Genomic DNA, 21,738 nt, shown 5'->3' with positions numbered 1-21,738 from the left:
TATATTTACATAAATTATTTTTTATTCAACAAAGATCAACTATGGGATTTTTTGATAAGCTACGGAATGAATTTATAGACATTATACAATGGGAAGACAACAGCGGTGATACGCTGGTATGGAAATTTCCACGCTATGATAACGAGATCAAAATGAATGCTAAGCTCACTGTACGGGAGTCTCAGCAGGCCATTTTTTTAAATGAAGGAACAATTGCAGATGTATACCAGCCTGGTATGTACACGCTGCAAACACAAAACATGCCCATCCTGGCTACGCTGAAAGGTTGGAAGTATGGTTTTGAAAGCCCGTTCAAAGCTGATGTATTTTTTATCAGTACCCGGCAGTTTACGGACCAGCGCTGGGGTACCAAAAATGCGATTACCCTAAATGATCCTCGTTTTGGAATGATCGAACTGCGTGCTTTTGGTACGTTTGCATTTCGTATAGCAGATGGCGGTAAATTCATTAAAGAAATTGCAGGAACCTCAGGGGAATTTACAACAGAAGAAATAAATGGTCAGCTGCGAAGCCTGATCGTCACTAAGTTTACCAATGCCATTGGCAATGGTAATATCCCGATTGATAAAGTAGCGGCAAGTCTTGAAGATCTTTCTCAGCTTTGCCAGGATAAACTAAATGAAGATTTTGAGGCCTATGGACTTAAGATCACAAAGTTCCTGGTAGAAAATGTATCTATGCCTGATGACATCAAAAAAGAAATTTTTGATTACTCCCGTCTCGACCGCATTGACATGCAAAAACTTGCTCAGTTTAAAACAGCGCAAAGTATTGAGATCGCCGCTGAAAATCCTGGGGGGATTGCAGGTGCCGGAGTAGGTTTGGGCGTAGGTTTAGGCATGGGCCAAACGATTTCAAATGCTTTAGGCAATGCTTCCAGTACAAACACACCGCAGCCAGCCAATACAACACCGCCACCAATACCAGGAGCAGTACAGTTCTTTGTTGCATCCAATGGCCAGCAAACCGGCCCTTTTAATGCAGAACAACTGGCGCAAATGACACAGTCGGGCACGCTGAAACGTGAATCTATGGTATGGAAAACAGGTATGGCGCAATGGGCCGAAGCTTCATCAGTAGCTGAATTGTCTGATTTATTCAACAATGTTCCACCTCCACTTCCAGGATAAAAACCCAATTAAAAAGAAGTCTTCTATCTATAATTACCTTTTAATGAGAATAACAGCATCTCCTGCCCGAAAAGTAATACTACTTGCGGCAGCTTTAGTCCTTTTATACAGTTACTCTGCAATGGCGCGCGTTGGCGGCGCTGGCGGACATAGCGGTGGCGGATCTCATAGCAGCAGCCACGGCTTTGGCGGTGGTGGAGGAGGTGGTTTGGGCCTCCCCTTAAGTCCGGGCATGATTGTGATCATCATTATTGCTATAGTGCTGTACACCATGTTTAAAAACAAGCTCAATCCAGGTAGCAATAATGGACAATCTCAGCCGATCATGTCACCGAGCCCACAACATCAATTTCCAGAAGGGCTGACTCCTGAAAAGGTCGGGACTTCTTTTATGGAATTGCAGCAAGCCTGGCAGCAACAGGATTTGAGTAAAGTGCGCAAATGGATGTCTGATGGTGTATATCAGCGATTTACTGCGCAGTTTGCTATGATGAAAAAATTAACCCAGTACAATCGACTCAGCAATATCCGTATCCACAATATTGCAGTAGCATCCCTCAATACTGATGGGGCCTACCAAACCGCAGATGTAGCGATCTCTTTTTCTATGGATGATGAGTTTATCAGTCAGCAATATCCTTCGCTCAATGAATCTTATGAAGGCGACACGGATACAGAATACTGGACCTTTATCAAACGTACAGATTCAAAACCTTCCGGTGCAGATCTGTACCATACAGACAATTGCCCCAATTGCGGAGCGCCACTGGAGGATAAACTGGGTGAAGTTAGCCGTTGCCTGAGCTGTAAAACACTCACCAACAATGCTGCTTATGATTGGGTATTGAGTGAGATTACGCAAATGGAGGATTATGGCGGAAAGAATCCTTTGCTGAATGATGTCAACCTTCACGAGTTGATCAAAAATGACCCACTGTTCTCTATACAGCGTATGGAAGATATTGCATCCAATGTTTTTATGCAGATTATGGAAGTATTTACCGGCGAAAATAACAAAAAACTATTGCGCTTTGCAGAGGCTTCTCTGGCAGAAAAGCTCATACAGCAAAAAGCATCGGCTGGAAGTTTTGTGTTTGACCGCTTGTATCTTAATGACGTTACTTTATCACAATACAACCAGGCTAATGAGAAACTAAACCTGATGTTTACGTTGAGTGCAACTTACCAGCGTGTGCAACTGGGCTCCAAACTAACCGCATTGGATCAGGAGATGGATGTTCATCGTTTTAAGTTGGTGTTGTCTAAGGATCTGGCGGCCTTAAATAAGCCTCAGAAAGAAATTGCCTTCAGTTATGAATGTGCCAGTTGCGGTGCGCCCTATAATGATACCACTAATGATACCTGCTCTTACTGTGATGCACTGGTGGTAGACACCGCAAAAAACTGGGTACTCACCGATTTTGGGGGTTATTGATATTAAAATCTGAGAAAATGATCAATGTTCACCTGAACATGGTCATTTTTCTTATGTTCTCCCCTATTCAGCTGTATCGCCCGGATGGTCACTCCGTTTCTTTCCAGTAAGAGTTCTTCATAAAAGCCTTTATAGTATACATCTTTCACTTCAAACCTTCTGCTGTTCCAGGAGCTTTTTAATTCTGCCCATTCCGGATAGAATACCACGGTCTGGCCTTTGGCCTGTAAACCTATTTTTTCGGCTTCTGCTGCATGTAAAACAACGGCATTGCCCAACAGCCGGGCGGTATAGATGTGATCCGGATGGTTGTATACAAAGGAAGGTTCTCCCTGCTGGAGCAATTGCCCGTCTTTGATGAGCAACAACTGATCGGCCAGGAAAAGTCCGTCGGCAGGGTCGTGTGACACCATAATTACGGTAACACCGGTTTCTTCCGCTATCCTTTTAATGTCTGCACGCAGTTGATTTTTTAGTAAAGCATCTACCTGGCTAAAGGGCTCATCTAATAAAAGCAGAGAAGTATCGCTTACTAAAGCCTTGGCAATGGCTACACGCTGCTGCTCACCCCCGCTCAGCTGGGTGATCTTTTTGTCCTTTAAGTGTTCGATGTTCAGGTGCCGCATCATCTGAAATGTCTTCTCTTTCTTTCCCTGAACATCGGTATTGGACAGCATAGAAGCAATATTGTCGTAAACTTTGGCATAGATGTTCAATGAAAAGTCCTGCGTTACCATTTTCATTTCTTTATGTCCCGGGATCAGCTGTTCATCCGGACCCAGAACTCGTTTACCCTTAAAGTGTACTTCGCCCTCATCTGTTTTCAGGAGACCATAAATGCACTTCAGTAAAGTTGATTTTCCGCTGCCACTTTCGCCCAGAATGGCTACGATTTTTCCGCTTTCAATATCAAAACTGATATCCCGGACACCTGATGACTGTTCCGTCTGATATTGTTTGGTTAAGTTCTTTACGCTGATGATTTGTTGCTTCACCCTGTAAAGATAAGGATATAAAAAAATCCTGCAGTACAAACCGCAGGATTCTGTTTTATTTGTGTGTGTAAGTTTTTTAATTCAATCCTATGGTAACACCGAAGGACATATTTTTCAAACCTTTCTGCCCAGGACTGTCGAACATATCGTTGAAATAATATTTGGTGAAAAGTCCGATCCATCCATAACCTATACGGGCAGTTCCTCCGTAACGGAAAGGCTGGAAATGGTAGTCATCCCTGATTTTAACTTTTCCATTTTCGTCGCTGATCTGCTTGATTTTTCCGTTGAGCAGGAAACTCACTTCAGGGCCCACTACAAAATAAAAGCGTTTCCCATCGTGATTTTCTTTGGTTCGGAATTCAAAGTTCAGTGGAATATGTACATAGCTATTTGAGAAACGGTTCTTGCTGTAATGGATATTGTCTTCCACATAAGTCAGGTCGGTTCCGCCCCGCTGGATGGTAATGTCTTTTCTCAAACGGATCAGTGTCCAGTCAAATCCACCGGCCAGATACACTTTAAAGTTTGGATTGAAGCGATAGCCAAACTGGATGACATCGAAAGAAAATGTACTTGTCTTGGCACCTCTGTAGCTGAGAAAATCATTCTTTGGAGAGAGTGTAAAACTGCCATTATCAATCAACCTGGAAAAACCCCAGTCTATCCTGGTTAAGGTTATTCCACCTATAAAACGGCCTTTGGCTGCACTTTTTTTACCTGTACTATCTGTTTTATTGGAATTTGATTCTATACTGATGCCAATTCCATGAGTGATTTCAAATTTATTTTTCTTTTTTGCAGTCGTATCCTGTTGGGCCATTACGTTACTGCTCAATCCACTGGTAAGACCGCTTACCAAAAGTGCTGCAAAAACTATTCTCTTCATATTGCTGGTTTATTTGTGTTTCTTCGGGTTAAGTTTTATAAATCCAATATTAATGGCCACCAGTGAGGATTCATCATCGTCATCTGTTTTAAAGCGTACGATCTTCTGTTCTCTTTTATCAACTTTGTCTACAACATAGTTGACCAGGTCGCCAAAATTCCGGATGCCTTTTCTCTCTGCCTGCTCGTTCTCATTGACCACCTTATCTGGTTCATTCATCTCTGTACCTGCCGCAGCAAGTGCCTTTTGTCCTTCCTCCTGCAAGCGCTCTGCAGATTGTTGTACCACTGGTTTTACATGTTCTACTATAACCTTAAGATGATCGTCGGCGGGAATAGGTTGCATCGCGATTAAAACTTTTTTTGCAGAGGCAGGAACGACAACAGGTTTTGATACTTCCTTTTCTAAGACTCTGGATTCAACAGACCGGATTTCAACATTCCGAACCGCAGTTTTGTTTGGTGTATGGTCATTAACTACTGCAGGTGCTGGTTTATCTTCCACCTGTGCCACACGCTCCTGTTGCCCCTGAAGACGGATCTTCTCGGGTTTATTGATGAACAGCAAACCAGCGGTAAGGGCTAGTGCAGTTAATGCCGCTGCCATCCAGTACACCGGAAAATGTTTTTTCACTGCAGGCTGCAGTTGTGGTTCTATCTTGTCCCATAAGCCCGCAGAAGGTTCCAGCTCCGCCTGTTCGAACCGGTCTTTAAACAACTGGTCAAATTCTTTATCCTGTGTGTGATGCATAATTTATGCCCTCCATTTTTATAATTTCTTCTCTCAGGATCGCCCTTGCCCTCGACAGCTGTGATTTGCTGGCGCCTTCCGAGATCCCAAGTGTTTCTGCTATTTCTTTGTGTGAGTACCCTTCTATGGCGTACATATTAAAAACAAGCCGGTACCCATCGGCTAGTTTCTGAATAATATTCAGCAAGTCCTGCATATCCAGTGTACCAAAGTCAAATCCGGTAGAGGGCTGCTCAAAAGCCTCTTCTATCTGCACATGGCCCAGGTATTTGAGGTTCTTTCTGTAACTTTCAATCGCGGTATGCACCATGATCCGCCGCATCCATCCTTCAAAGGATCCCTCACCTCTATATTCTCTTATTTTTTGAAAAATCTTCACATAGCCGATCTGCAGCACATCTTCTGCTTCCATTTTATCCTTTGCGTAACGCATACAGACCATCAGCATTTTTGACGCAGTTTGCTTATATAGCTCCGCCTGCATCTTTCGCTCTCCGGCCTTGCACCCGTCAATCAAGTCTTTTATTGTATAGGTTGGCGTCAAATCATTTTGTGTTTAGCTCAAAGAAGATGAATAAAATGAGGCAAAGGTTGCACGCCGGTAAAAATAATTATTTAATCTTAAGAAGTTTGAAACTTTTCTTGTAGGTTAAGAAGAAAGAATGATTGAATTGTAGCTGATGGTCAGCATGATCAAGATCAAAATGGGGTTCAAAACGAACATCCAGGTAAAAGTTTGGTAAGAGTTCTTCCTGATAGGCATAACGGACAGATAACACATTCCGGTGGTTTTGGGTAAAGCCCTGATCATAGAGGTTCTCAGATACGGATTCATACAAAGGCATGCCTTTGATGGTAATAAAGTTATTTCCGCCCCAGTAAGTGGCCAAAAGGCTGCCGTATTTGGTGTCCATCCCTGCAGTAAGCCAAAGTCCAAAGCCGCCCATATAGTTCTGGTCTCTTTGTTTGGAAAAGTCTTTATAGCCAACAATATAGTTATCGGTATATACTTCTTTAACCCTGCCCTGGATTTTTTTATGCAGTTTTATTCCTGTAGCGCCGTTAAATAGAGTCTGCACAGGGATTTGTTTCAGTTCATCAATCTGTCCGCCCCGGTGCTGGGCAAGAAACTGGCCCGGAAGGCTGAGCCTCCATCCATTATTTTCCGCAACTGTAGCTTCCATGGAAAGACCGCCAATGATTTCCTCTTTATAGTCTGAGCCTTTATAGATCATGTTTTGCCAGGCAATCCAGGCATCCAGCTTAATTGCCTTTTTTTCCAGCAGGAGTTGTGTTCCATATTCCAATGGGTTGGTGAGCTGGCGTTCGAAATCGTAGATAGGTTCTACATAATGGTGCTGAATTCCCCCTTCCAGACTACCAAAGATCAGGCTTAGATCATTCTTCTGGTATTTGATGCTGAACAAAGGTTTGACCAGGGAGACACCGCCATTTCCAAAATCTTTACGGTAAAATACACCCCCGGTTAAGGCGAGGTTGGGATGGGCATAATAGACCAGCTGGGGCTGAAACTGTGCCCCGTATATGGTATAACCATCATGAAAATTATTGGTGTATTCGTAATTTCTTACAAAGTTGAGGTTGTAAAAATCAAAATGAAGTTCCCCTGTTAAACTGCTGTCTGGACGGATGCGGTTTTCTAAAGCAGCATTATTAAACTGACACAAAGAGGCTTTCCCTAAGAACAGCAGGAAAACCAGCACTAAACATTTCCTCATACACTATTCGCCTTTTCTTTTCCTGTATCCTTTATACCATTTAACAGCCATCATGATCACCATAGAAAAAGCAATGAGCCCAACCAATCCATAGGCCCAGTCTACTGCACTTTTGAGTACGACAGTAAATACAATGGCTACCAGGAAGATGGTAGCGACTTCATTCCAGAGCCGGAGTCTGAACGAACTTAATTTAAAGATACCTGCTTTCATTTGTTTCATAATGCGCTGACAAATGAAATGATAAATCAATAACCCGGCCACGAATGCCAGTTTTACATGAAGCCAGGGTGCCAAAAGGTACCCTGGCCTTAAAAAGATCATCGTAGCACCCGCCAGCACAGTTAAAATCATAGCGGGTGTCGTGATAATATACCACAGTTTATCTTCTATCTTCTCATACTCTTTTTGCAGGATGATCCGCTCGTTTTCCGGGCGGTCATTAGCTTCTGTGTGGTAAATGAACAAGCGGACTCCATAAAACAGACCAGCCATCCAGCTTACCACAAAGATGATATGAACAGCGAGTATGTAAGAATAGGCCATAATGAATTAGTATTTAAAATCCTTAATAACTTCAATCGCGTATTTCACATGGTCAAACGGAATATCCGGCATAATACCATGTCCCAGATTAAAGATAAATCCATTCTCTCCACGCATACGCTCAAACAACTGAAGGATATGTTTTTTGATCACCGGTTTGTCTGCATATAGAATATGCGGATCAAGATTTCCCTGTACAGCAATGCCTGCAGGCAGGCTTTTTTTAATGTTCAACAGATCTGCATTCCAGTCAACAGAAATTACATCTGGCTTGGCCTGCGCCATGATTGGTGCAAATACAGAACTTCCTTTACAGAAGGAAATCACAGGGATGTCTTTTCTGTCCAGGTTGGCAATGATTTCCTGGATATAACGGTGAGAAAATTCCTGATAATCGTTCCAGGACAGGGCTTGTGCCCAGCTGTCGAAGATCTGGATGGCATTTACTCCAGCTGCGATTTGAAGGTTCAGATAATCGGCTGTCACTTTTGCAATTTTAGCCAGTAGTTTATGGGCTACTTCAGGCTGATTGTGCAGCATGAGTTTGGTGGTCTTAAAATCTTTGGATGAACCGCCTTCAACCAGATAGCTCATCACTGTAAATGGTGCACCTGCAAAGCCAATTAATGGAATGCTGCCGTTTAAGCGCTGCTGGATCACTTTAATCGCGTCGGCTACATATTGCAAACGGTCAAGTACATCTACTTCCAATGCATCTACATCGGCCAGTGTCCGTACCGGGTTGGCAAATTTAGGGCCTACGCCCTGGGTAAAGCTCAGGTCTCCGCCCATAGCCTCACCTGTAACCAGGATATCGGAAAAAAGAATGGCGGCATCAATTCCCAGTAAATCGACTGGTAACATCGTTACATCAGCAGCAATTTCAGGGGTTTTGCACATCTCCAGGAAAGAATATTTGTTTTTGATTTCCCAGTATTGTGGCATAAAACGGCCTGCCTGGCGCATCATCCATACCGGCGGACGTTCTGTTTGCTTCGAAAATGCTGCATCTAAAAATAACGTGTTCATCTAAATTTTAATGGTTTTATAAGCTGTTCGCTTCTTTCTCTAATTTATTAATTATGTCCCTGGCTTTTGGTGTTGTAGCCAGTTCTTTTGCTTTCTCTATATAGGCCAGTATCCTTACTTTATCCTTCTTTCTTAATGCAAGATTGGCTAGGTGGATCATGACAAAGGCCTTATCTGTTTTACCGCCTAATGGAAACCTGCTGGCCAGCTGGAAATGATATTCTGCTTCCTCATATTCCTCACTTTGCAAGGCAATATTGGCCAGCATAAATTCATAATATCCTCTCCTGTTCTTAGCCAGACGCTCCGGATCCGGAACTTCTGCCAAAGCTTCTACTGTTGCTTCGTAGTCCTTCCGCTTAAAATGCTTGGAAGCCAATAAAACAGAACTCTGTTTAAAGTGGCTCCAAATGAGGATAACAAGCAAAAGACCGCCAAAAGCGGCCAGTTGATATTGTTGGTATATCAGGCATGCAATGGCAGCGATGGCAAAAATTACCATCAGGCCATACCTGGTCTTTGCGTTAAACATTAACTGTGTATATCCGTAAATTTATAGCCTACACCTCTGATGGAATGAAAGTATACCGGATTTTTTTGATCTGGTTCAAAATACTTACGGAAAGTTAAAATGAAGTTATCAATCGTCCTTGTAGACGGATACACATCATAATTCCAAACGGTTTCCAGGATCTGCTCTCTTGAAACGGCTTCGTTCTTACGCTCAATAAGCAATTTAAGCAGCATGGTTTCTTTCTTGGTCAGCGGAACAACAACACCATCATCCTGTTTCAATTCAAAAGAGTTGAAATAGATGGTTTTATCGCCGATTTTATAAGAATTCAATTCTTTCAGATCATCTGCTTTCATACTGCGTTTAACCAGGATACCTACACGAAGGATCAGTTCCTCCAGGTTAAATGGTTTCACCAGGTAATCGTCAGCACCTTTTTTCAAGCCCATAACCCTGTCTTCGCTGGTATTTTTAGCAGTTAAGAAAAGAATTGGAACTTCGGTATTTTCCAGACGAATGGTTTCACAAACCTGGAAGCCGTCCATTTCGGGCAGCATCACATCCAGGATGATGAGGTTAAAACGTTCTTCCTTGAATATTTTAAGGGCGGTTTTGCCATCTTTAACGGCATGTACTTTATAACCTTCTAATTCAAGATTTAATTTTATGGCATCTAATAAGTGGTCTTCATCTTCGACCAGTAATATTCTTAATTTCTGTGGCATAATGATCAACTAAATGTTACTTCAAAAATAGTACCCTGCGGTACGTTATCTTTAACGCTGATATCGGCGTCGTGGTTTTGTAATACTTCTTTAACAATAAACAGGCCTAAACCTGTTCCTTTTGCTTTCCGCACACTTTCATCACCCACACGATAGAATTTATCGAAAATAAGCATCTTTTCGTCATCCGGTATACCTGGTCCTTTATCCGAAACTGCCAAAAAGGCATGTCCGTTTTGCTGGGCAAGTTCTACACTTACTTCTGCACATGGACCTGAATACTTAACAGCGTTCTCTACCAGGTTAGTGACCACAGAAGAAAGAGCAAATGCGTCTCCGCTAATTTTGATTCCGGGTTGTATTTTAGATTTAATGACCTGCTCACAACCGCAGGTATGGATCTGCAAACGATCTGTAATTTTAGTGACCAGTTCAGAAAAATCAAACTCCTCTTTAGGAAAGGAATAAGACCGGTTCTCAATTTTAGTAGCCAGCAGCATATTTTCCACCAGGTCATCCAGACGCTCAATATCTTTCAGGGAATTGGACAGTAAAGAGGTTTGGCGTGCTTTATCCAGGTCTCTCTTAATGATGGTCTGAATAGATAACTTAATGGCAGCCAGAGGAGATTTTAATTCATGGGTAACCGACAACAGGAAATTGGTTTGCTGTTCGTGCAGGCGGTCTTCTTTTTTGATGGACTGGTGCAGAAAATAAGCACCTATGCACAACAAAAACAAAAATACAGAGCCCTCACCCATGATCATCGCCATTCTGGATGGCTGTAGTTTAACCACCAGTGTCCCCCAGGAAATGAGTTGCACCAGGCTATACAGCAACAGGAAATAAAATATGACGATCGACTTCTTCATCTGTTCTGATTACTAATCTAATGTACCAAATATTACTTGTTTCTGAAAACGATATCGAGAGCTTCGAATATGGCTCTCTTTGCCTTTTCCAGTTCAATTTTTGTATGTGCGGCAGAAACGAAACCGACTTCATAACCGGAAGGACCAAAATAGATCCCACGGTTTAACAGTTCTCTGTGCATCAGCTTGAATTTCTCCATGCTTGCCGGATCAATATCTTCGGCGGTTTGGATTTTGTCTTTATCGGTAAAGGCCATCCAGAAAATAGAACCTACATGGAAAACTTTCAGTTTATAGTTTCTTGCTGTGGCAAACCTCTGAATGCTTTCTGCAAATTCACCTGCTTTGCTATTGAGTTCTTTATAAAAGCCTGATCTTAACAATTCGGTCAGCTGTGCAATTCCTGCCGCCATAGCTACCGGATTACCAGATAAAGTACCGGCCTGGTATACACCTCCATCGGGAGAGATATGGCTCATGATCTCTGCCGAGGCGCCATACATTCCAACAGGCAAACCTCCGCCAATGATCTTACCGTAAGTAACAATATCAGGTTTTACCCCATAATGAGAGGCAGCACCTTCAAAACCCAATCTGAAGCCGGTAATGACCTCATCAAAAATGAGCAGGGACTTATTGTCTTTACAGATCTGCTGCAAAAATTCTACATAATCTGGATCCTGGATCAGTAAACCGTTATTTGCGGGAATCCCCTCTATAATCACGGCTGCAATCTGGTCTTTGAACTGTTCAAAAGCTTTTTCTAGCGCTTCTTTATCATTCAGGCCAATAACAATGGTTTCTTCTGCAAAAGATTTTGGAACTCCTGCAGAGGAAGTTTCTCCAAAGGTAACCAGACCTGAACCGGCTTTAACCAATAATGAATCGGAGTGTCCGTGATAACAACCTTCAAATTTAAGGATCTTATCGCGACCAGTATAACCTCTGGCCAGTCTGATGGCAGACATTACAGCCTCTGTACCAGAACTGGTAAAACGAATCTTCTCTACGTGTTTGTTATTTTTCACGATCAGTTCTGCCAGTTCGTTCTCCAGCGCTGTTGGTGCGCCAAAGCTCATTCCGTTCTGCATCACCTCCGTTACTTTTTCTCTTACTTTTGGATGGTTGTGCCCAAGAATCAAAGGCCCCCAGCTTCCGCAGAAATCAATAAACTGGTTTCCATCGGCGTCCCATACAAAACAACCATCGCCTTTTTGTATAAATAAAGGTGTCCCGTAAACAGACTTAAAAGCCCTTACCGGTGAGTTTACGCCACCAGGAAAGAATGTTTTGGCTTTTTCATACAATTCTGCAGACTTTTCCCTTGAAATATCTGGTTTGCTTCCGGTGTTTACAGGCATATCGCCCTCATTTCCGGAGAACATTTTTTTTAAAGACTCTAACATATTACAACCAATTCTTTTCTACAATATCTCTAATATGGTATGTGGTAATAATGCTTGCTCCTGCTCTGGCAAAGGCATGCATGGTTTCCATTACTACTTTTTGTTCATCAATCCATCCTCGCTCTGCAGCAGCTTTCACCATTGAATATTCTCCGGATACGTTATAGCAGGCAATTGGAAGATCGGTATGCTGTTTCAGATTCTGCATCACATCCAGGTAAGCCAGTGCAGGTTTCACCATCAGGACATCTGCTCCTTCACTTTCATCTAATAAGGCTTCCCTCAGGGCTTCATTTCCATTTCTGAAATCCATTTGATACGCTTTTCTGTCCCCTTTACTTGGAGCACAGTCTGCGGCCTCTCTGAAAGGTCCGTAATAGGCGGAGGCAAATTTTGTTGCATGCGACATGATCGCCGTATTGACAAAACCGGCACCGTCCAGTACACTTCTCATCGCACCTATTCTACCATCCATCATATCTGAGGGGGCCAGCATATCTGCTCCTGCTTCCGCATGAGTAAGGCCCATTTTTGCAATCACTTCTACGGTCGCATCATTTTGAACATAATCGTCCTTTAAGATACCACAGTGTCCGTGCGTAGTGTAGGAGCAAACACAAACATCGGTAACCACATATAGGTCGTCGCCAAAGTTCTTTTTTAATTCTCTTACTGCAACTGGTACTAAAGAATGGTCATGGTAAGCAGAATGTGCATCTTCGCTTTTCTCATCTCCCACTCCAAACAGCATAATTTTATTTACACCCAGTTTTAATCCTTTTTCAACATCTTTAATTAAGGTGTCTGTAGAGTAATGATTAATTCCTGGCATGGCATCTAAAGCATGGACCACGCCATTTCCCGGTACAATAAAATACGGGTAAATGAACATGTCTTTAGACAGCCTTGTTTCGGCGATCATTTCTCTGACAATTGGATTTTTTCTTAACCTTCTTGGGCGGTGTAACATATCAACCTCTCTTTTTTATGATTTAATGTCTATTCCAAAGACAGCTTCTGCCAAACCAATTTCGTCAGGAGAATAGGGTAAAAGGTATTTTACACCCATTTCATCAAATTTCTTCCCTGTAGAATTGCCAATGGCAATGACCTGCTGTCCGGGGTCTAGTAAATTATCTGCAAAATATGCATCTACATTAGAAGGGCTGGTAAAGATGAGTACGTCGGCATAGGTCTGGTCTATATCGTCCACAATTGCGGTCTCATAGATGGGAAGATCTACGACTTTAGTGCTCTCTTTCAAAGCTTTTTGTATGCTCAGCAGGGAATCCTGTGCCCGGGGGAACATTACGGTTTCATTTTCTACAAGAGCCGCAAAGCCTTCTGCAACCTCATCAATATCACCACCTTCACCTACATAATCGGCCAGATGACCGGCTCTTCTTAAGGCATCTTCAGATCCCCGGCCTACAACACCAAACTTTGTCTTTTTAGATAAAGTAGGTTTCAGGTTAAAGAAATACTCTACACAGTTCCTGCTGCTGAAGAAGATCCAGTCTATATTTTTCAGATAGAATGGGTCCAGTACATGTACAATCGGAAAAGTGCGGATCAATGATCTGCCTTCAATTTCAATATGGTGTTTTTCTAATGCTCTTCTAAAATAACTGTGCTCTCCGATTTCCCTTGATATAAAGACCTTGGATGGCAGTTTACGTTCGCTGGTGTATTTTTCAACGATCTTTTCTGCCAGGCCATCTAAATGATCTACCCGGTAAAACAGGCGGTCAGGAAAATCTTCATCGCTTTCTGCTTTCGACGTCCATACTTCGAACTGGCCGTTCTCTTTTTTACAGTAACAGCCTAGCGGCATATGGCAGCCCCCCTCAAATAAATTGAGTACCTTACGCTCTACTGCAATTTCTTCGGCGGTAGCCGCATGGTTGAGCTGTTGAAGCAACTGGAACAGCTCGGTATCATTTTCCCGGATCTGTATACCTAAAGCACCTTGTGCAGGTGAAGGCACCAGTTCTGTGGTATCCAGAACTTCTACGTGAAATTCGCTCAGGTCTATTCCAAGACGGTTCACTCCGGCCTTTGCAAGCAGGATCGCGTCATAGTCCTCATCTCTTAATTTTCCAATGCGGGTAGGAACATTTCCACGCAGGTCTTCGATATTCAGATCCGGACGAAGGGCAAGCAATTGTGCTTTCCTTCGGTTAGAGGAGGTTCCCACCATAGCCCCTGTTTTTAAAGAAAGTTTCTGGGTGATGTCCACGCAATCCTTTAGAATCAGCAAAAGCTCCGAAGGATCTTCTCTTTCCGGAACTGCAGCTATAATTAAACCTGCCGGATGATTGGTTGGTAAATCTTTGTGAGAGTGTACAGCAATATCTATGGTACCGCCGAGCAATTCCTCTTCCAGTTCCTTGGTAAAGAATCCTTTTCCTTCGAGTTTATCGAGTCTGAGGTTCAGGATCTTGTCACCCTGAGTTTTGATAATTTTCAATTCGGCCTCTGCGCCAATTTCTGCAAGCTTATCCTTTATAAAGTTGGCTTGCCATAAAGCCAGGTCGCTGCCCCGTGTGCCTATAATGAGTTTTTTCACTTAAACTATACAATTTTTTGCTGACTAATATAGCTAGAATTAGCTGTTATTCACCAATATTTCTTTTGCAAGAACCATAGGAACGCTGATGCATTTCTTTTCCATATAGTTCATTACCCTTTCCAGTACCAATCTTGAATTTTCATCCAGACCGCTGATTTCATCTGCAAAAACTGCTGTCATTGCAGTATGTTTGATTTCTTTGATCTTCTGAGGAACGCCGCTCATTGCAATTTCAATCTTACGCTGACGAAGGACCAGTTCAAACTCTTTGATATTTTGCTCTATGATGTGCTCTGCATTGATCAGTTCCTTGTAACGTTCCTGGATGTTCTTGCGGGCAGTTTCTTTTAAAGATTCTACTTCGATATAATGGACAGGGAATTTCTTAAGGATCTCCGGGGCTGTATCGTTTGGAATAGCCAAATCAACAATCACTTTCTTACTGGTATCCCCATTGAGGAGTTTGGCGTAAATTTCTTCAGTGATTACCGGCTCTGTTGCTCCGGTACAGGTAATAATGACATCAAAGCCTCCTTCAAAGTTTTGGAGTTCTGAAAGCGGGTAAGCTTTGCCCTTTAATTCACGGGCCAGATATTCTGCATTCTCTACGGTTCTGTTGAATACGGAGAAATTAGAATACTTATGTTTTTTAAGATATTGGGCAATATTCTTGTTGGTTTCTCCTGCACCAATGATAAGCAAACGGGAGTTGGCACACATTTTCAGATCGCGGAGTTTACGGTAAGCCAGTGAAACCACGGAAACCGGGTTTTTAGAGATATTGGTATGGGTGTATACTTCTTTAGCTGTTTTCACCACATGATCCATTACGGTCCGCATATAATCACCAGTAAAGCCACCCAGGCGGCAAGCTTCATAAGCCTTGCGCACTTGTGCCAGGATCTCTTTTTCGCCAACGACCAGACTCTCCAGGGAGCAGGAAGTACGAAGTAAATGGTTAAAAGCTTCAACCTGTTCATAAACGGAAACATTTTCTATAAAACGTTCCATATATTGTTCAGGGAGGCCCATGTCCAGTTCTGTAAGAAAACGGAGGGTGAAGTCTTTATCAACCAGGTTTTTGGAAGTAAATACAAACTCAACACGGTTACAAGTACCGATATAAAATATCTCCTTGATATTCAGCTTCTCCTGAATGTTTTTTAGCCTGCTGTCGAGTGTTTGCTCACAAATCACTAATTTCCCTAAAGATTTCAGGTCAATCTGTTTATGTGTAAAAGCAATGATCTTTAAATATTCCAATGTGAGGTTGAGTATTTTTTTCGCTCAACAAAAGTAACAACACCATGCGCAGTGTCTGTCATTATGCTGTAATTAAGACTAATTTAGAAAGATTATAAATTGATAAAATAGACTAAACATTCCAAACTTTAATTTTGTTATATCTGGTAAGCACCATATCAATAGACACTTATGATACAGAAACTGCAATTTATATTAAGCGGATCACACGGAAAACCCATTCTTGGCGACAGTACTTTCGACGATAAAAACACGAATCATGAGGTGATCCTGTTCATTCACGGATTTAAAGGATTTAAAGATTGGGGCGCACATAACCTTGTGGCTGAGCACTTTGCGAACCATGGCTATAACTATATAAAGTTTAACCTCTCTCATGGAGGAACAACTCCACAAAACCCGGATGAGGTTACTGATCTTGAAGCTTTTGCCTCCAATACCATCAGCAAAGAACTCGCTGATGTGAATATCGTTATTAATCATCTCTCTTCTACGCATGCTTTTTCAAAGATCAATCTCATTGGCCATAGCCGGGGCGGCGCTTTGGCGATATTAAAGGCCGCAGAAGATCCAAGAATTCACAAACTCATTACCTGGAGTGCGATAGGTGATTTCAGCAGCCTCTGGAAGCCCGAACAAGAAGCAGAATGGAAAAAAAACGGCCAGATCCATGTCATCAACGCCCGCACCAAAGAAAAAATGCCTCTGAATATATCTTTACTGGAGGATTTTAAGGCACATAAAGCGGCTTATAACGTGATCGATGCCGCGAAAAGAGTGAAAATCCCCTGGCTGATTCTTCACGGGGATGAAGATATTAACGTTCCTTTCAGTGTGGCACAGCATCTTGCTCAAGCACAGCCTAATGCAAAACTGCAAAAGATAGAAGGTGCCAACCACGTTTACGGCGCTTCACATCCTTATAAGGAAAAAATAAAACCTCCACATCTGAAGGAGCTTTGTAAAAAGACGCTGGATTTCTTAAAATAGTTTATCCTCCGATTTTGGAAAGGACATCATTGCGAGTTTTCTTTCTCTTTCTTTTTTCAGAAAACGGTATAAAACTACACCAATAATCAGGGTAATGATTCCCTGTATCAACACCGTATCCGGTGTTCCGATCCACTGTGAAATAGTCCCTACCAATAACCCTCCTAAAGGCTGCATTCCAAAAAAAGCCATCGCATAAAAGCTGATTACCCTGCCTCTCATTGCAGGATCCACCGTTGTTTGAATGAGTGTATTACTAATGGTAATTTGAGACATCATCCCAAATCCAACTACTGCAGAGAAGAGAAGCGCCAACGGATAATTTGTAGCATGGGAGAATAAAACAAGCCCAACACCAAAGATCACTGTGTTTCTGGCCAGGATTTTCCTCAGATTTCTGCCCGGTTTAAGGGAAGCCAGATAGATCGCCCCGCAAAACGCACCAAGGCCAATGACACTGTCAATAATACCAAAAGTGGAAGCTGTTCCTTTAAAAATATCTTTTGCATAGACCGGGATTAAAGTAGAATACGGCAAAACCAAAAGACTGATCAAGGCAAGCATAAGAAGTACCAAAGCAATAGAAGGTGTTTGTTTGATATATAAAAAACCTTCTTTCAGATCACCAAATACGTTTTTATGATGCGGTTTTGGAATGTATTTGGGCAATTTCATCATTAACAATGATCCGATTACCGCAATAAAACTCAGTGCATTCAGACCAAAACAAATGTCATCACCAAATTTTTCCAGTGCCAACCCTGCTATTCCCGGACCGATCAGCCTGGAAAGATTCACCATGGAAGAATTCAAGGCCAGAGCATTGGGCAAATCTGCTTTATCATCGACCATTTCATAGACCAGCGATTGTCTGGCCGGTACATCAAAAGCATTGATCAGCCCAAGTAAAGCACTTAAAGCAATAATTTCCCACACAGAATAATGTCTGAAAAAAATGAGCAATGTGAGCAGGACAGCCTGGATCATAGAGGCAACCTGTGTAACCAGCAAAACCTTGTAGCGGTTATACCGGTCTGAAACTACACCACCCAGAAAGGAGAAAATAAAGGAAGGGAAAAGACTTGCAAAAAGCGTAAGCCCAAGCATAAATTTAGAATGGGTTTCTGAATAAATTACCCAGCTGACAGCTGTTTTCTGCATCCAGGTGCCAATCAGGGAAATAGATTGGCCACTAAAATACAAGCGGTAATTCCGGCTCTTAAAAGCGCTAAATGTACTAATATCCATCATACTGCTTCCAATTCTTCAAAACCCAGAGGAGTGGATACATCTTAGTCTCCTAATTCTTTTTCTATCCAGTTGCCATCTTCTTTAATCAGTTCAATCAGGTCGTCTAATGCATAATTTGCATGTACGTTCTTTTTAACAACTTCTTTACCCCGGTACAAGGTAATTTTATCCGGGCCTGTTCCAACATAGCCGTAGTCAGCATCTGCCATCTCACCCGGCCCATTAACAATACAGCCCATAATCCCGATTTTAATCCCTTTCAAATGGTCTGTTCTGGAACGAATCAGCTGCGTGGTTTCCTGCAAATCAAATAGTGTTCTACCGCAGCTCGGGCAGGATATATACTCTGTTTTAGAGATACGGGTACGCGTAGCCTGCAAAATCCCAAAACTGGTGGCATTGAGCAGGGTAAGATCTATAGTACTGGCTTCTATCCAGACTCCATCACCAAATCCATCGGTTAGTAATGCACCAAGATCGGTAGCTGCATACAACATCAGATCATCTGCGGTGATGTCCTTATAAACGCGTTTGATAATAACCGGCAATGTGATTCCAGCGTTTAACAAAGCCGTAAAGAACAGGCGTTGTTCAGCCATTCCATTCGTCGCAGAGGTTTCCAATACCAGAATACTAGTTACCGGATCCAAAGCCTTTAACTCCAATATGCTGAAGTCTGAGGCATCTACACGCACCAGGTTTAAAAAAGAATCCTTAAGATCATTAGCGATATAATCTTTTATGGAGAAGATCGGATGACAATTGGTTTTATCTTTTAATCCAAGCCAGGTCTGGTAGTTATATACCTGTTTCAAATTGCCAGGGAAAGAAAAAGAAGGTAAGGCATCTCCCAGATAAACCAGGTCACAGGCCTGATCGGCCATATTGTATTTATCCAGTCCTGCACTATACTTATAACCCGCAACCTGCAGGAAAAATGGATCTTTTAAATTTTGTTCAGAAACATCCAGCATCACAACCGGATGAAAATGGCCGCCTATATGCTGAACCGGAATGGTATGCCTCCTGTTGTATTCGAAAGGGTTATAAGGAAGAGGTTTCACTTCAATCCTCTCTTTTTCCTCTTCCCTGCCGGAAAGCAACAAAGCACGTTTTTCGTACCTTAAAGCCAAGGCTTTGGCCACTGGTGCTTCAAATTCAGGATCCTCTGTTAAAGATACCCGAATGGTATCGCCCAAGCCATCCTCCAGCAATGTTCCAATCCCAACAGCAGATTTGATCCTTCCGTCCTCGCCATCACCGGCTTCTGTTACCCCAAGGTGCAGTGGATAGTTCATTCCTTCCTTCACCATGGTTTCCACCAATAAACGATAGGCCTGCACCATAACCTGAGTGTTGCTGGCCTTCATAGAAATTACGAGATTGTAATAGTTAAGGTCCTCACACATGCGGATAAACTCCATAGCTGACTCCACCATTCCTCTCGGTGTATCGCCATAATGACTCATGATCCGGTCTGACAGGGAGCCATGGTTGGTACCAATCCGCATCGCCGTTCCATATTCTTTACATATCTTAACTAGTGGTGTAAATTTCTTATAAATACGCTCCAACTCGGCCTGATAGGCTTGTTGTGTATATTCTATATTTTCAAAGCGCTTTTTATCCGCATAATTACCTGGGTTTACCCTCACCTTTTCTACAATCCGTGCTGCTGCTTCCGCAGCATTTGGTGTAAAATGAATATCGGCAACAAGAGGTACAGTATAGCCACGCATCCGGAGTTCTTTTTTGATATTGGCCAGGTTTTCGGCCTCTTTCATACTTGGGGCTGTTATGCGGACATATTCACAGCCTGAATGTACCATTCTAATGGTTTGCTCTACGGTACCAAGGGTATCCATCGTATCAGTTGTTGTCATGGACTGGATCCTTATTGGATTCAACCCGCCCATTGGGATATCCCCGATCTGAACTTCCCGGGTCAAAAACCTGGAATACTGAGTTAAACTGTTGCAATAACCGCCCTTTAATTCCTTTTGAATAGATACTTCTTCCATGACTTGTATTTCTGATGCAAAGATAAAGATTATATCAATCGATCTTTAATAACTAAGGTATTTGCCGCGATATCATGCCAGCATTGTTGCTTTCTGTTGAGAAAACTGTACAGATAACCGAAGAACAAAGGGATAACAGACAATATTTTAGAGAGGTTTCTGATAAAAGAAACGCCTAGCGATATCCTGTTACCCAGCTGATCGGTCACCCTGATGTTCAGCAAACGCTTCCCGAGGGTTGCCTGCCTTGACGATGCCTCAGCAATACTGCCATAAAAAAATTTCGCCAGAGGAATTGCTGGCAAAAAAGACAAAAACAGAGTTATTCTTTCTGTCTGACCTGTAACAAAGATAAAACAGATCAGGATCAGAGAAATATAGAACAAAGTGATAAAGAAGTAGTCTATAACCGAGGCCAGCAAACGCTGGTCAAATGAAGCAAAATATTGTGGTGCGGTTTGCTGAAAAGTAAAACCAAGAAGCTCACGCAGTTCAGGGAACTCGTGAGCTTCTTTATAATCATCCATTCCTGGCTTTTTCACAAAAGTACCCGGAACTATATTTAATTCGGCAAGCTGGTTTAGTTCATACGGACCTTTTGGCTTACCATTGATGACAACGGTATACATTAATATCTTTTAACCTCAAAGCTACTCAAACCTCCATCCAGGGCGATAAAGATCTTCTTTGCTGCACTGGCATAATTTGAGGTTTCGTATGTACTTCCATTTATTTTAATGAAGCCCGGAAAATCTTTAGAGGACAATCCAGTTTTTGCTGTAATCCGGCAGCCAGAACTTGTTGGTATATTAATGTTCACATCTGCGACCCCCGTTTTAACCACCACATCTGTTATAGGCAGCAAATCACCTACTTTCACCTTTAGAGCTGCAGCTCCTCCATCAAATCTAAAACTCCTTATTTTATAATCAGCAAGATCAAAATCAACCTCACCCGCACCCATGCTTACATTCATTTCCCATTCCGGTTGCTTGTTCAATTTAAAATCGACATCATTGCCCCCATCATTGATAGACCATTTGCCTTTTTTGTCCTGCGATTTAAAAGTGAGCACCTGTGTGCTGTCGTTTGTTTCCTTTTTCAGGGAGAAGTTACCTCGTCTATCTTTAACAGATGCCTGTATTAAGCTATCTGTACTACCGTTCAGGTTAAAAGTAGTTCCACCTCCTGATATATTCAGGATTACTTTCTTACTGTTCTCCACAGTATAGGGTTCGCTAAAATTCTGGCCTTGCTCATTAGAGGTACTGTCCTGATCATCATCATCATCCAGATTCAGATCTGTTTTCAGGTTATCTCCTATCCAGTTGTTTTTTGGAGGCTGCTGTCCTTTATAAAACAGGAACCCAAGCATAACCACCAGTACTCCAATAGATATGGCACCGCCAAGTTGTGACTTTTGCCTGTTGAAAAGGATGTTAACCCCTGCAATGATCAGGAACACGGGCCAGAATCCCCATACATTCCTCCAGTAAAAACTAATTACGTTAAAATTTTCGAGTAGGAGCACTCCGCCAATAAAAAGCAATATAATACCCCACATTATTCTATCTAGCTTCATCTTCTTCT

The 21,738-nt window shown here is 42.3% G+C and carries 21 protein-coding genes; 3 read left to right on the top strand and 18 right to left on the bottom strand.

The features are described 5' to 3' along the window. Positions 1-41 precede the first annotated feature (41 nt). Both R2S08_RS17645 and R2S08_RS17640 read left to right on the top strand, forming a co-directional pair. Complete coding sequence (locus R2S08_RS17645) at positions 42-1,151, top strand: SPFH domain-containing protein (RefSeq protein WP_316836370.1); 1,110 nt, start codon at positions 42-44, stop codon at positions 1,149-1,151. A 43-nt stretch (positions 1,152-1,194) separates the two neighbouring features. Next, positions 1,195-2,586, top strand: a complete 1,392-nt coding sequence (locus tag R2S08_RS17640) for a TIM44-like domain-containing protein (RefSeq protein WP_316836369.1) — start codon at positions 1,195-1,197, stop codon at positions 2,584-2,586. Positions 2,587-2,588: 2 nt separating this feature from the next. Here R2S08_RS17640 and R2S08_RS17635 read toward each other — a convergent pair whose 3' ends face one another. The 14 genes from R2S08_RS17635 to hemA all read right to left on the bottom strand — a co-directional run bounded on the left by R2S08_RS17635 (position 2,589) and on the right by hemA (position 15,886). Beyond that, positions 2,589-3,581: an ABC transporter ATP-binding protein gene (locus R2S08_RS17635; RefSeq protein WP_316836368.1), complete on the bottom strand. Its 993-nt coding sequence runs from the start codon at positions 3,579-3,581 to the stop codon at positions 2,589-2,591. A gap of 76 nt (positions 3,582-3,657) precedes the next feature. After that, on the bottom strand, positions 3,658-4,470 hold the full coding sequence (locus tag R2S08_RS17630) for an outer membrane beta-barrel protein (RefSeq protein ID WP_316836367.1): 813 nt from the start codon (positions 4,468-4,470) through the stop codon (positions 3,658-3,660). A 9-nt stretch (positions 4,471-4,479) separates the two neighbouring features. After that, complete coding sequence (locus tag R2S08_RS17625; RefSeq protein ID WP_316836366.1) at positions 4,480-5,220, bottom strand: hypothetical protein; 741 nt, start codon at positions 5,218-5,220, stop codon at positions 4,480-4,482. Beyond that, on the bottom strand, positions 5,201-5,704 hold the full coding sequence (locus R2S08_RS17620; protein ID WP_316836500.1) for a sigma-70 family RNA polymerase sigma factor: 504 nt from the start codon (positions 5,702-5,704) through the stop codon (positions 5,201-5,203). Before R2S08_RS17620 ends, R2S08_RS17625 begins: the two co-directional genes overlap by 20 nt. A gap of 127 nt (positions 5,705-5,831) precedes the next feature. Next, complete coding sequence (locus R2S08_RS17615; RefSeq protein ID WP_316836365.1) at positions 5,832-6,959, bottom strand: hypothetical protein; 1,128 nt, start codon at positions 6,957-6,959, stop codon at positions 5,832-5,834. Positions 6,960-6,962: 3 nt separating this feature from the next. Further along, positions 6,963-7,505 (bottom strand): CopD family protein, encoded by a 543-nt coding sequence (locus R2S08_RS17610; protein WP_316836364.1) that lies wholly within the window; start codon positions 7,503-7,505, stop codon positions 6,963-6,965. Positions 7,506-7,511: 6 nt separating this feature from the next. After that, entirely contained in the window at positions 7,512-8,534 is a 1,023-nt protein-coding gene (gene hemE / locus R2S08_RS17605) for a uroporphyrinogen decarboxylase (RefSeq protein WP_316836363.1), read from the bottom strand. A gap of 16 nt (positions 8,535-8,550) precedes the next feature. After that, the gene (locus tag R2S08_RS17600) at positions 8,551-9,066 is read right to left on the bottom strand and encodes a hypothetical protein (RefSeq protein WP_108553083.1); all 516 of its coding nucleotides are present in this window, start codon (positions 9,064-9,066) and stop codon (positions 8,551-8,553) included. Beyond that, complete coding sequence (locus R2S08_RS17595; RefSeq protein ID WP_108553082.1) at positions 9,066-9,773, bottom strand: response regulator transcription factor; 708 nt, start codon at positions 9,771-9,773, stop codon at positions 9,066-9,068. The genes R2S08_RS17600 and R2S08_RS17595 overlap by 1 nt, the downstream gene beginning before the upstream one ends. A gap of 5 nt (positions 9,774-9,778) precedes the next feature. Continuing rightward, complete coding sequence (locus R2S08_RS17590; protein WP_108553081.1) at positions 9,779-10,645, bottom strand: sensor histidine kinase; 867 nt, start codon at positions 10,643-10,645, stop codon at positions 9,779-9,781. A 32-nt stretch (positions 10,646-10,677) separates the two neighbouring features. Next, a complete protein-coding gene (gene hemL / locus R2S08_RS17585) occupies positions 10,678-12,051 on the bottom strand; it encodes a glutamate-1-semialdehyde 2,1-aminomutase (RefSeq protein WP_316836362.1) in 1,374 nt (457 codons plus the stop codon). A 1-nt stretch (position 12,052) separates the two neighbouring features. Continuing rightward, positions 12,053-13,021 carry a porphobilinogen synthase gene (gene hemB / locus R2S08_RS17580; RefSeq protein ID WP_133780062.1) on the bottom strand — a complete coding sequence of 323 codons (969 nt, stop codon included), beginning with the start codon at positions 13,019-13,021 and terminating at the stop codon, positions 12,053-12,055. 15 nt (positions 13,022-13,036) lie between these two features. Next, on the bottom strand, positions 13,037-14,620 hold the full coding sequence (gene hemC, locus R2S08_RS17575; protein WP_316836361.1) for a hydroxymethylbilane synthase: 1,584 nt from the start codon (positions 14,618-14,620) through the stop codon (positions 13,037-13,039). A gap of 39 nt (positions 14,621-14,659) precedes the next feature. After that, on the bottom strand, positions 14,660-15,886 hold the full coding sequence (gene hemA / locus R2S08_RS17570; RefSeq protein WP_316836360.1) for a glutamyl-tRNA reductase: 1,227 nt from the start codon (positions 15,884-15,886) through the stop codon (positions 14,660-14,662). A gap of 171 nt (positions 15,887-16,057) precedes the next feature. On the opposite strand from hemA, the gene R2S08_RS17565 reads away from it, so the two are divergent. Further along, a complete protein-coding gene (locus tag R2S08_RS17565; RefSeq protein WP_316836359.1) occupies positions 16,058-16,876 on the top strand; it encodes an alpha/beta hydrolase in 819 nt (272 codons plus the stop codon). Here R2S08_RS17565 and R2S08_RS17560 read toward each other — a convergent pair. From R2S08_RS17560 to R2S08_RS17545, 4 genes are read right to left on the bottom strand one after another with little or no spacing between them, the layout of a single operon-like run. Next, on the bottom strand, positions 16,868-18,127 hold the full coding sequence (locus R2S08_RS17560; RefSeq protein WP_316836358.1) for an MFS transporter: 1,260 nt from the start codon (positions 18,125-18,127) through the stop codon (positions 16,868-16,870). The genes R2S08_RS17565 and R2S08_RS17560 overlap by 9 nt on opposite strands. Positions 18,128-18,168: 41 nt before the next feature. Continuing rightward, complete coding sequence (gene ispG, locus R2S08_RS17555) at positions 18,169-20,148, bottom strand: (E)-4-hydroxy-3-methylbut-2-enyl-diphosphate synthase (protein WP_316836357.1); 1,980 nt, start codon at positions 20,146-20,148, stop codon at positions 18,169-18,171. A 29-nt stretch (positions 20,149-20,177) separates the two neighbouring features. Continuing rightward, the gene (locus tag R2S08_RS17550) at positions 20,178-20,777 is read right to left on the bottom strand and encodes an RDD family protein (RefSeq protein WP_316836356.1); all 600 of its coding nucleotides are present in this window, start codon (positions 20,775-20,777) and stop codon (positions 20,178-20,180) included. After that, on the bottom strand, positions 20,777-21,730 hold the full coding sequence (locus tag R2S08_RS17545) for a LiaF transmembrane domain-containing protein (RefSeq protein ID WP_316836355.1): 954 nt from the start codon (positions 21,728-21,730) through the stop codon (positions 20,777-20,779). Before R2S08_RS17545 ends, R2S08_RS17550 begins: the two co-directional genes overlap by 1 nt. Positions 21,731-21,738 lie beyond the last annotated feature (8 nt).

The sequence above is a fragment of the Pedobacter nutrimenti genome (genome assembly GCF_032678445.1).
GTDB classification, from domain to species: domain Bacteria; phylum Bacteroidota; class Bacteroidia; order Sphingobacteriales; family Sphingobacteriaceae; genus Pedobacter; species Pedobacter nutrimenti_A.
The sequence above is the reverse complement of the archived record's forward strand: the minus strand, read 5'-3'. Positions and strand labels throughout refer to the sequence as shown.

What these genes read in the sequence shown, in the direction of transcription:
- R2S08_RS17645 (WP_316836370.1), top strand. Translation starts at nt 42, where the DNA reads ATGGGATTTTTTGATAAGCTACGGAATGAATTTATAGACATTATACAA.
- R2S08_RS17640 (WP_316836369.1), top strand. Translation starts at nt 1,195, where the DNA reads ATGAGAATAACAGCATCTCCTGCCCGAAAAGTAATACTACTTGCGGCA.
- R2S08_RS17630 (WP_316836367.1), bottom strand. Translation starts at nt 4,470, where the DNA reads ATGAAGAGAATAGTTTTTGCAGCACTTTTGGTAAGCGGTCTTACCAGT.
- R2S08_RS17625 (WP_316836366.1), bottom strand. Translation starts at nt 5,220, where the DNA reads ATGCATCACACACAGGATAAAGAATTTGACCAGTTGTTTAAAGACCGG.
- R2S08_RS17620 (WP_316836500.1), bottom strand. Translation starts at nt 5,704, where the DNA reads ATGCAGGCGGAGCTATATAAGCAAACTGCGTCAAAAATGCTGATGGTC.
- R2S08_RS17615 (WP_316836365.1), bottom strand. Translation starts at nt 6,959, where the DNA reads ATGAGGAAATGTTTAGTGCTGGTTTTCCTGCTGTTCTTAGGGAAAGCC.
- R2S08_RS17610 (WP_316836364.1), bottom strand. Translation starts at nt 7,505, where the DNA reads ATGGCCTATTCTTACATACTCGCTGTTCATATCATCTTTGTGGTAAGC.
- hemE (WP_316836363.1), bottom strand. Translation starts at nt 8,534, where the DNA reads ATGAACACGTTATTTTTAGATGCAGCATTTTCGAAGCAAACAGAACGT.
- R2S08_RS17600 (WP_108553083.1), bottom strand. Translation starts at nt 9,066, where the DNA reads ATGTTTAACGCAAAGACCAGGTATGGCCTGATGGTAATTTTTGCCATC.
- R2S08_RS17595 (WP_108553082.1), bottom strand. Translation starts at nt 9,773, where the DNA reads ATGCCACAGAAATTAAGAATATTACTGGTCGAAGATGAAGACCACTTA.
- R2S08_RS17590 (WP_108553081.1), bottom strand. Translation starts at nt 10,645, where the DNA reads ATGAAGAAGTCGATCGTCATATTTTATTTCCTGTTGCTGTATAGCCTG.
- hemL (WP_316836362.1), bottom strand. Translation starts at nt 12,051, where the DNA reads ATGTTAGAGTCTTTAAAAAAAATGTTCTCCGGAAATGAGGGCGATATG.
- hemB (WP_133780062.1), bottom strand. Translation starts at nt 13,021, where the DNA reads ATGTTACACCGCCCAAGAAGGTTAAGAAAAAATCCAATTGTCAGAGAA.
- R2S08_RS17565 (WP_316836359.1), top strand. Translation starts at nt 16,058, where the DNA reads ATGATACAGAAACTGCAATTTATATTAAGCGGATCACACGGAAAACCC.
- R2S08_RS17560 (WP_316836358.1), bottom strand. Translation starts at nt 18,127, where the DNA reads ATGATGGATATTAGTACATTTAGCGCTTTTAAGAGCCGGAATTACCGC.
- ispG (WP_316836357.1), bottom strand. Translation starts at nt 20,148, where the DNA reads ATGGAAGAAGTATCTATTCAAAAGGAATTAAAGGGCGGTTATTGCAAC.
- R2S08_RS17550 (WP_316836356.1), bottom strand. Translation starts at nt 20,777, where the DNA reads ATGTATACCGTTGTCATCAATGGTAAGCCAAAAGGTCCGTATGAACTA.
- R2S08_RS17545 (WP_316836355.1), bottom strand. Translation starts at nt 21,730, where the DNA reads ATGAAGCTAGATAGAATAATGTGGGGTATTATATTGCTTTTTATTGGC.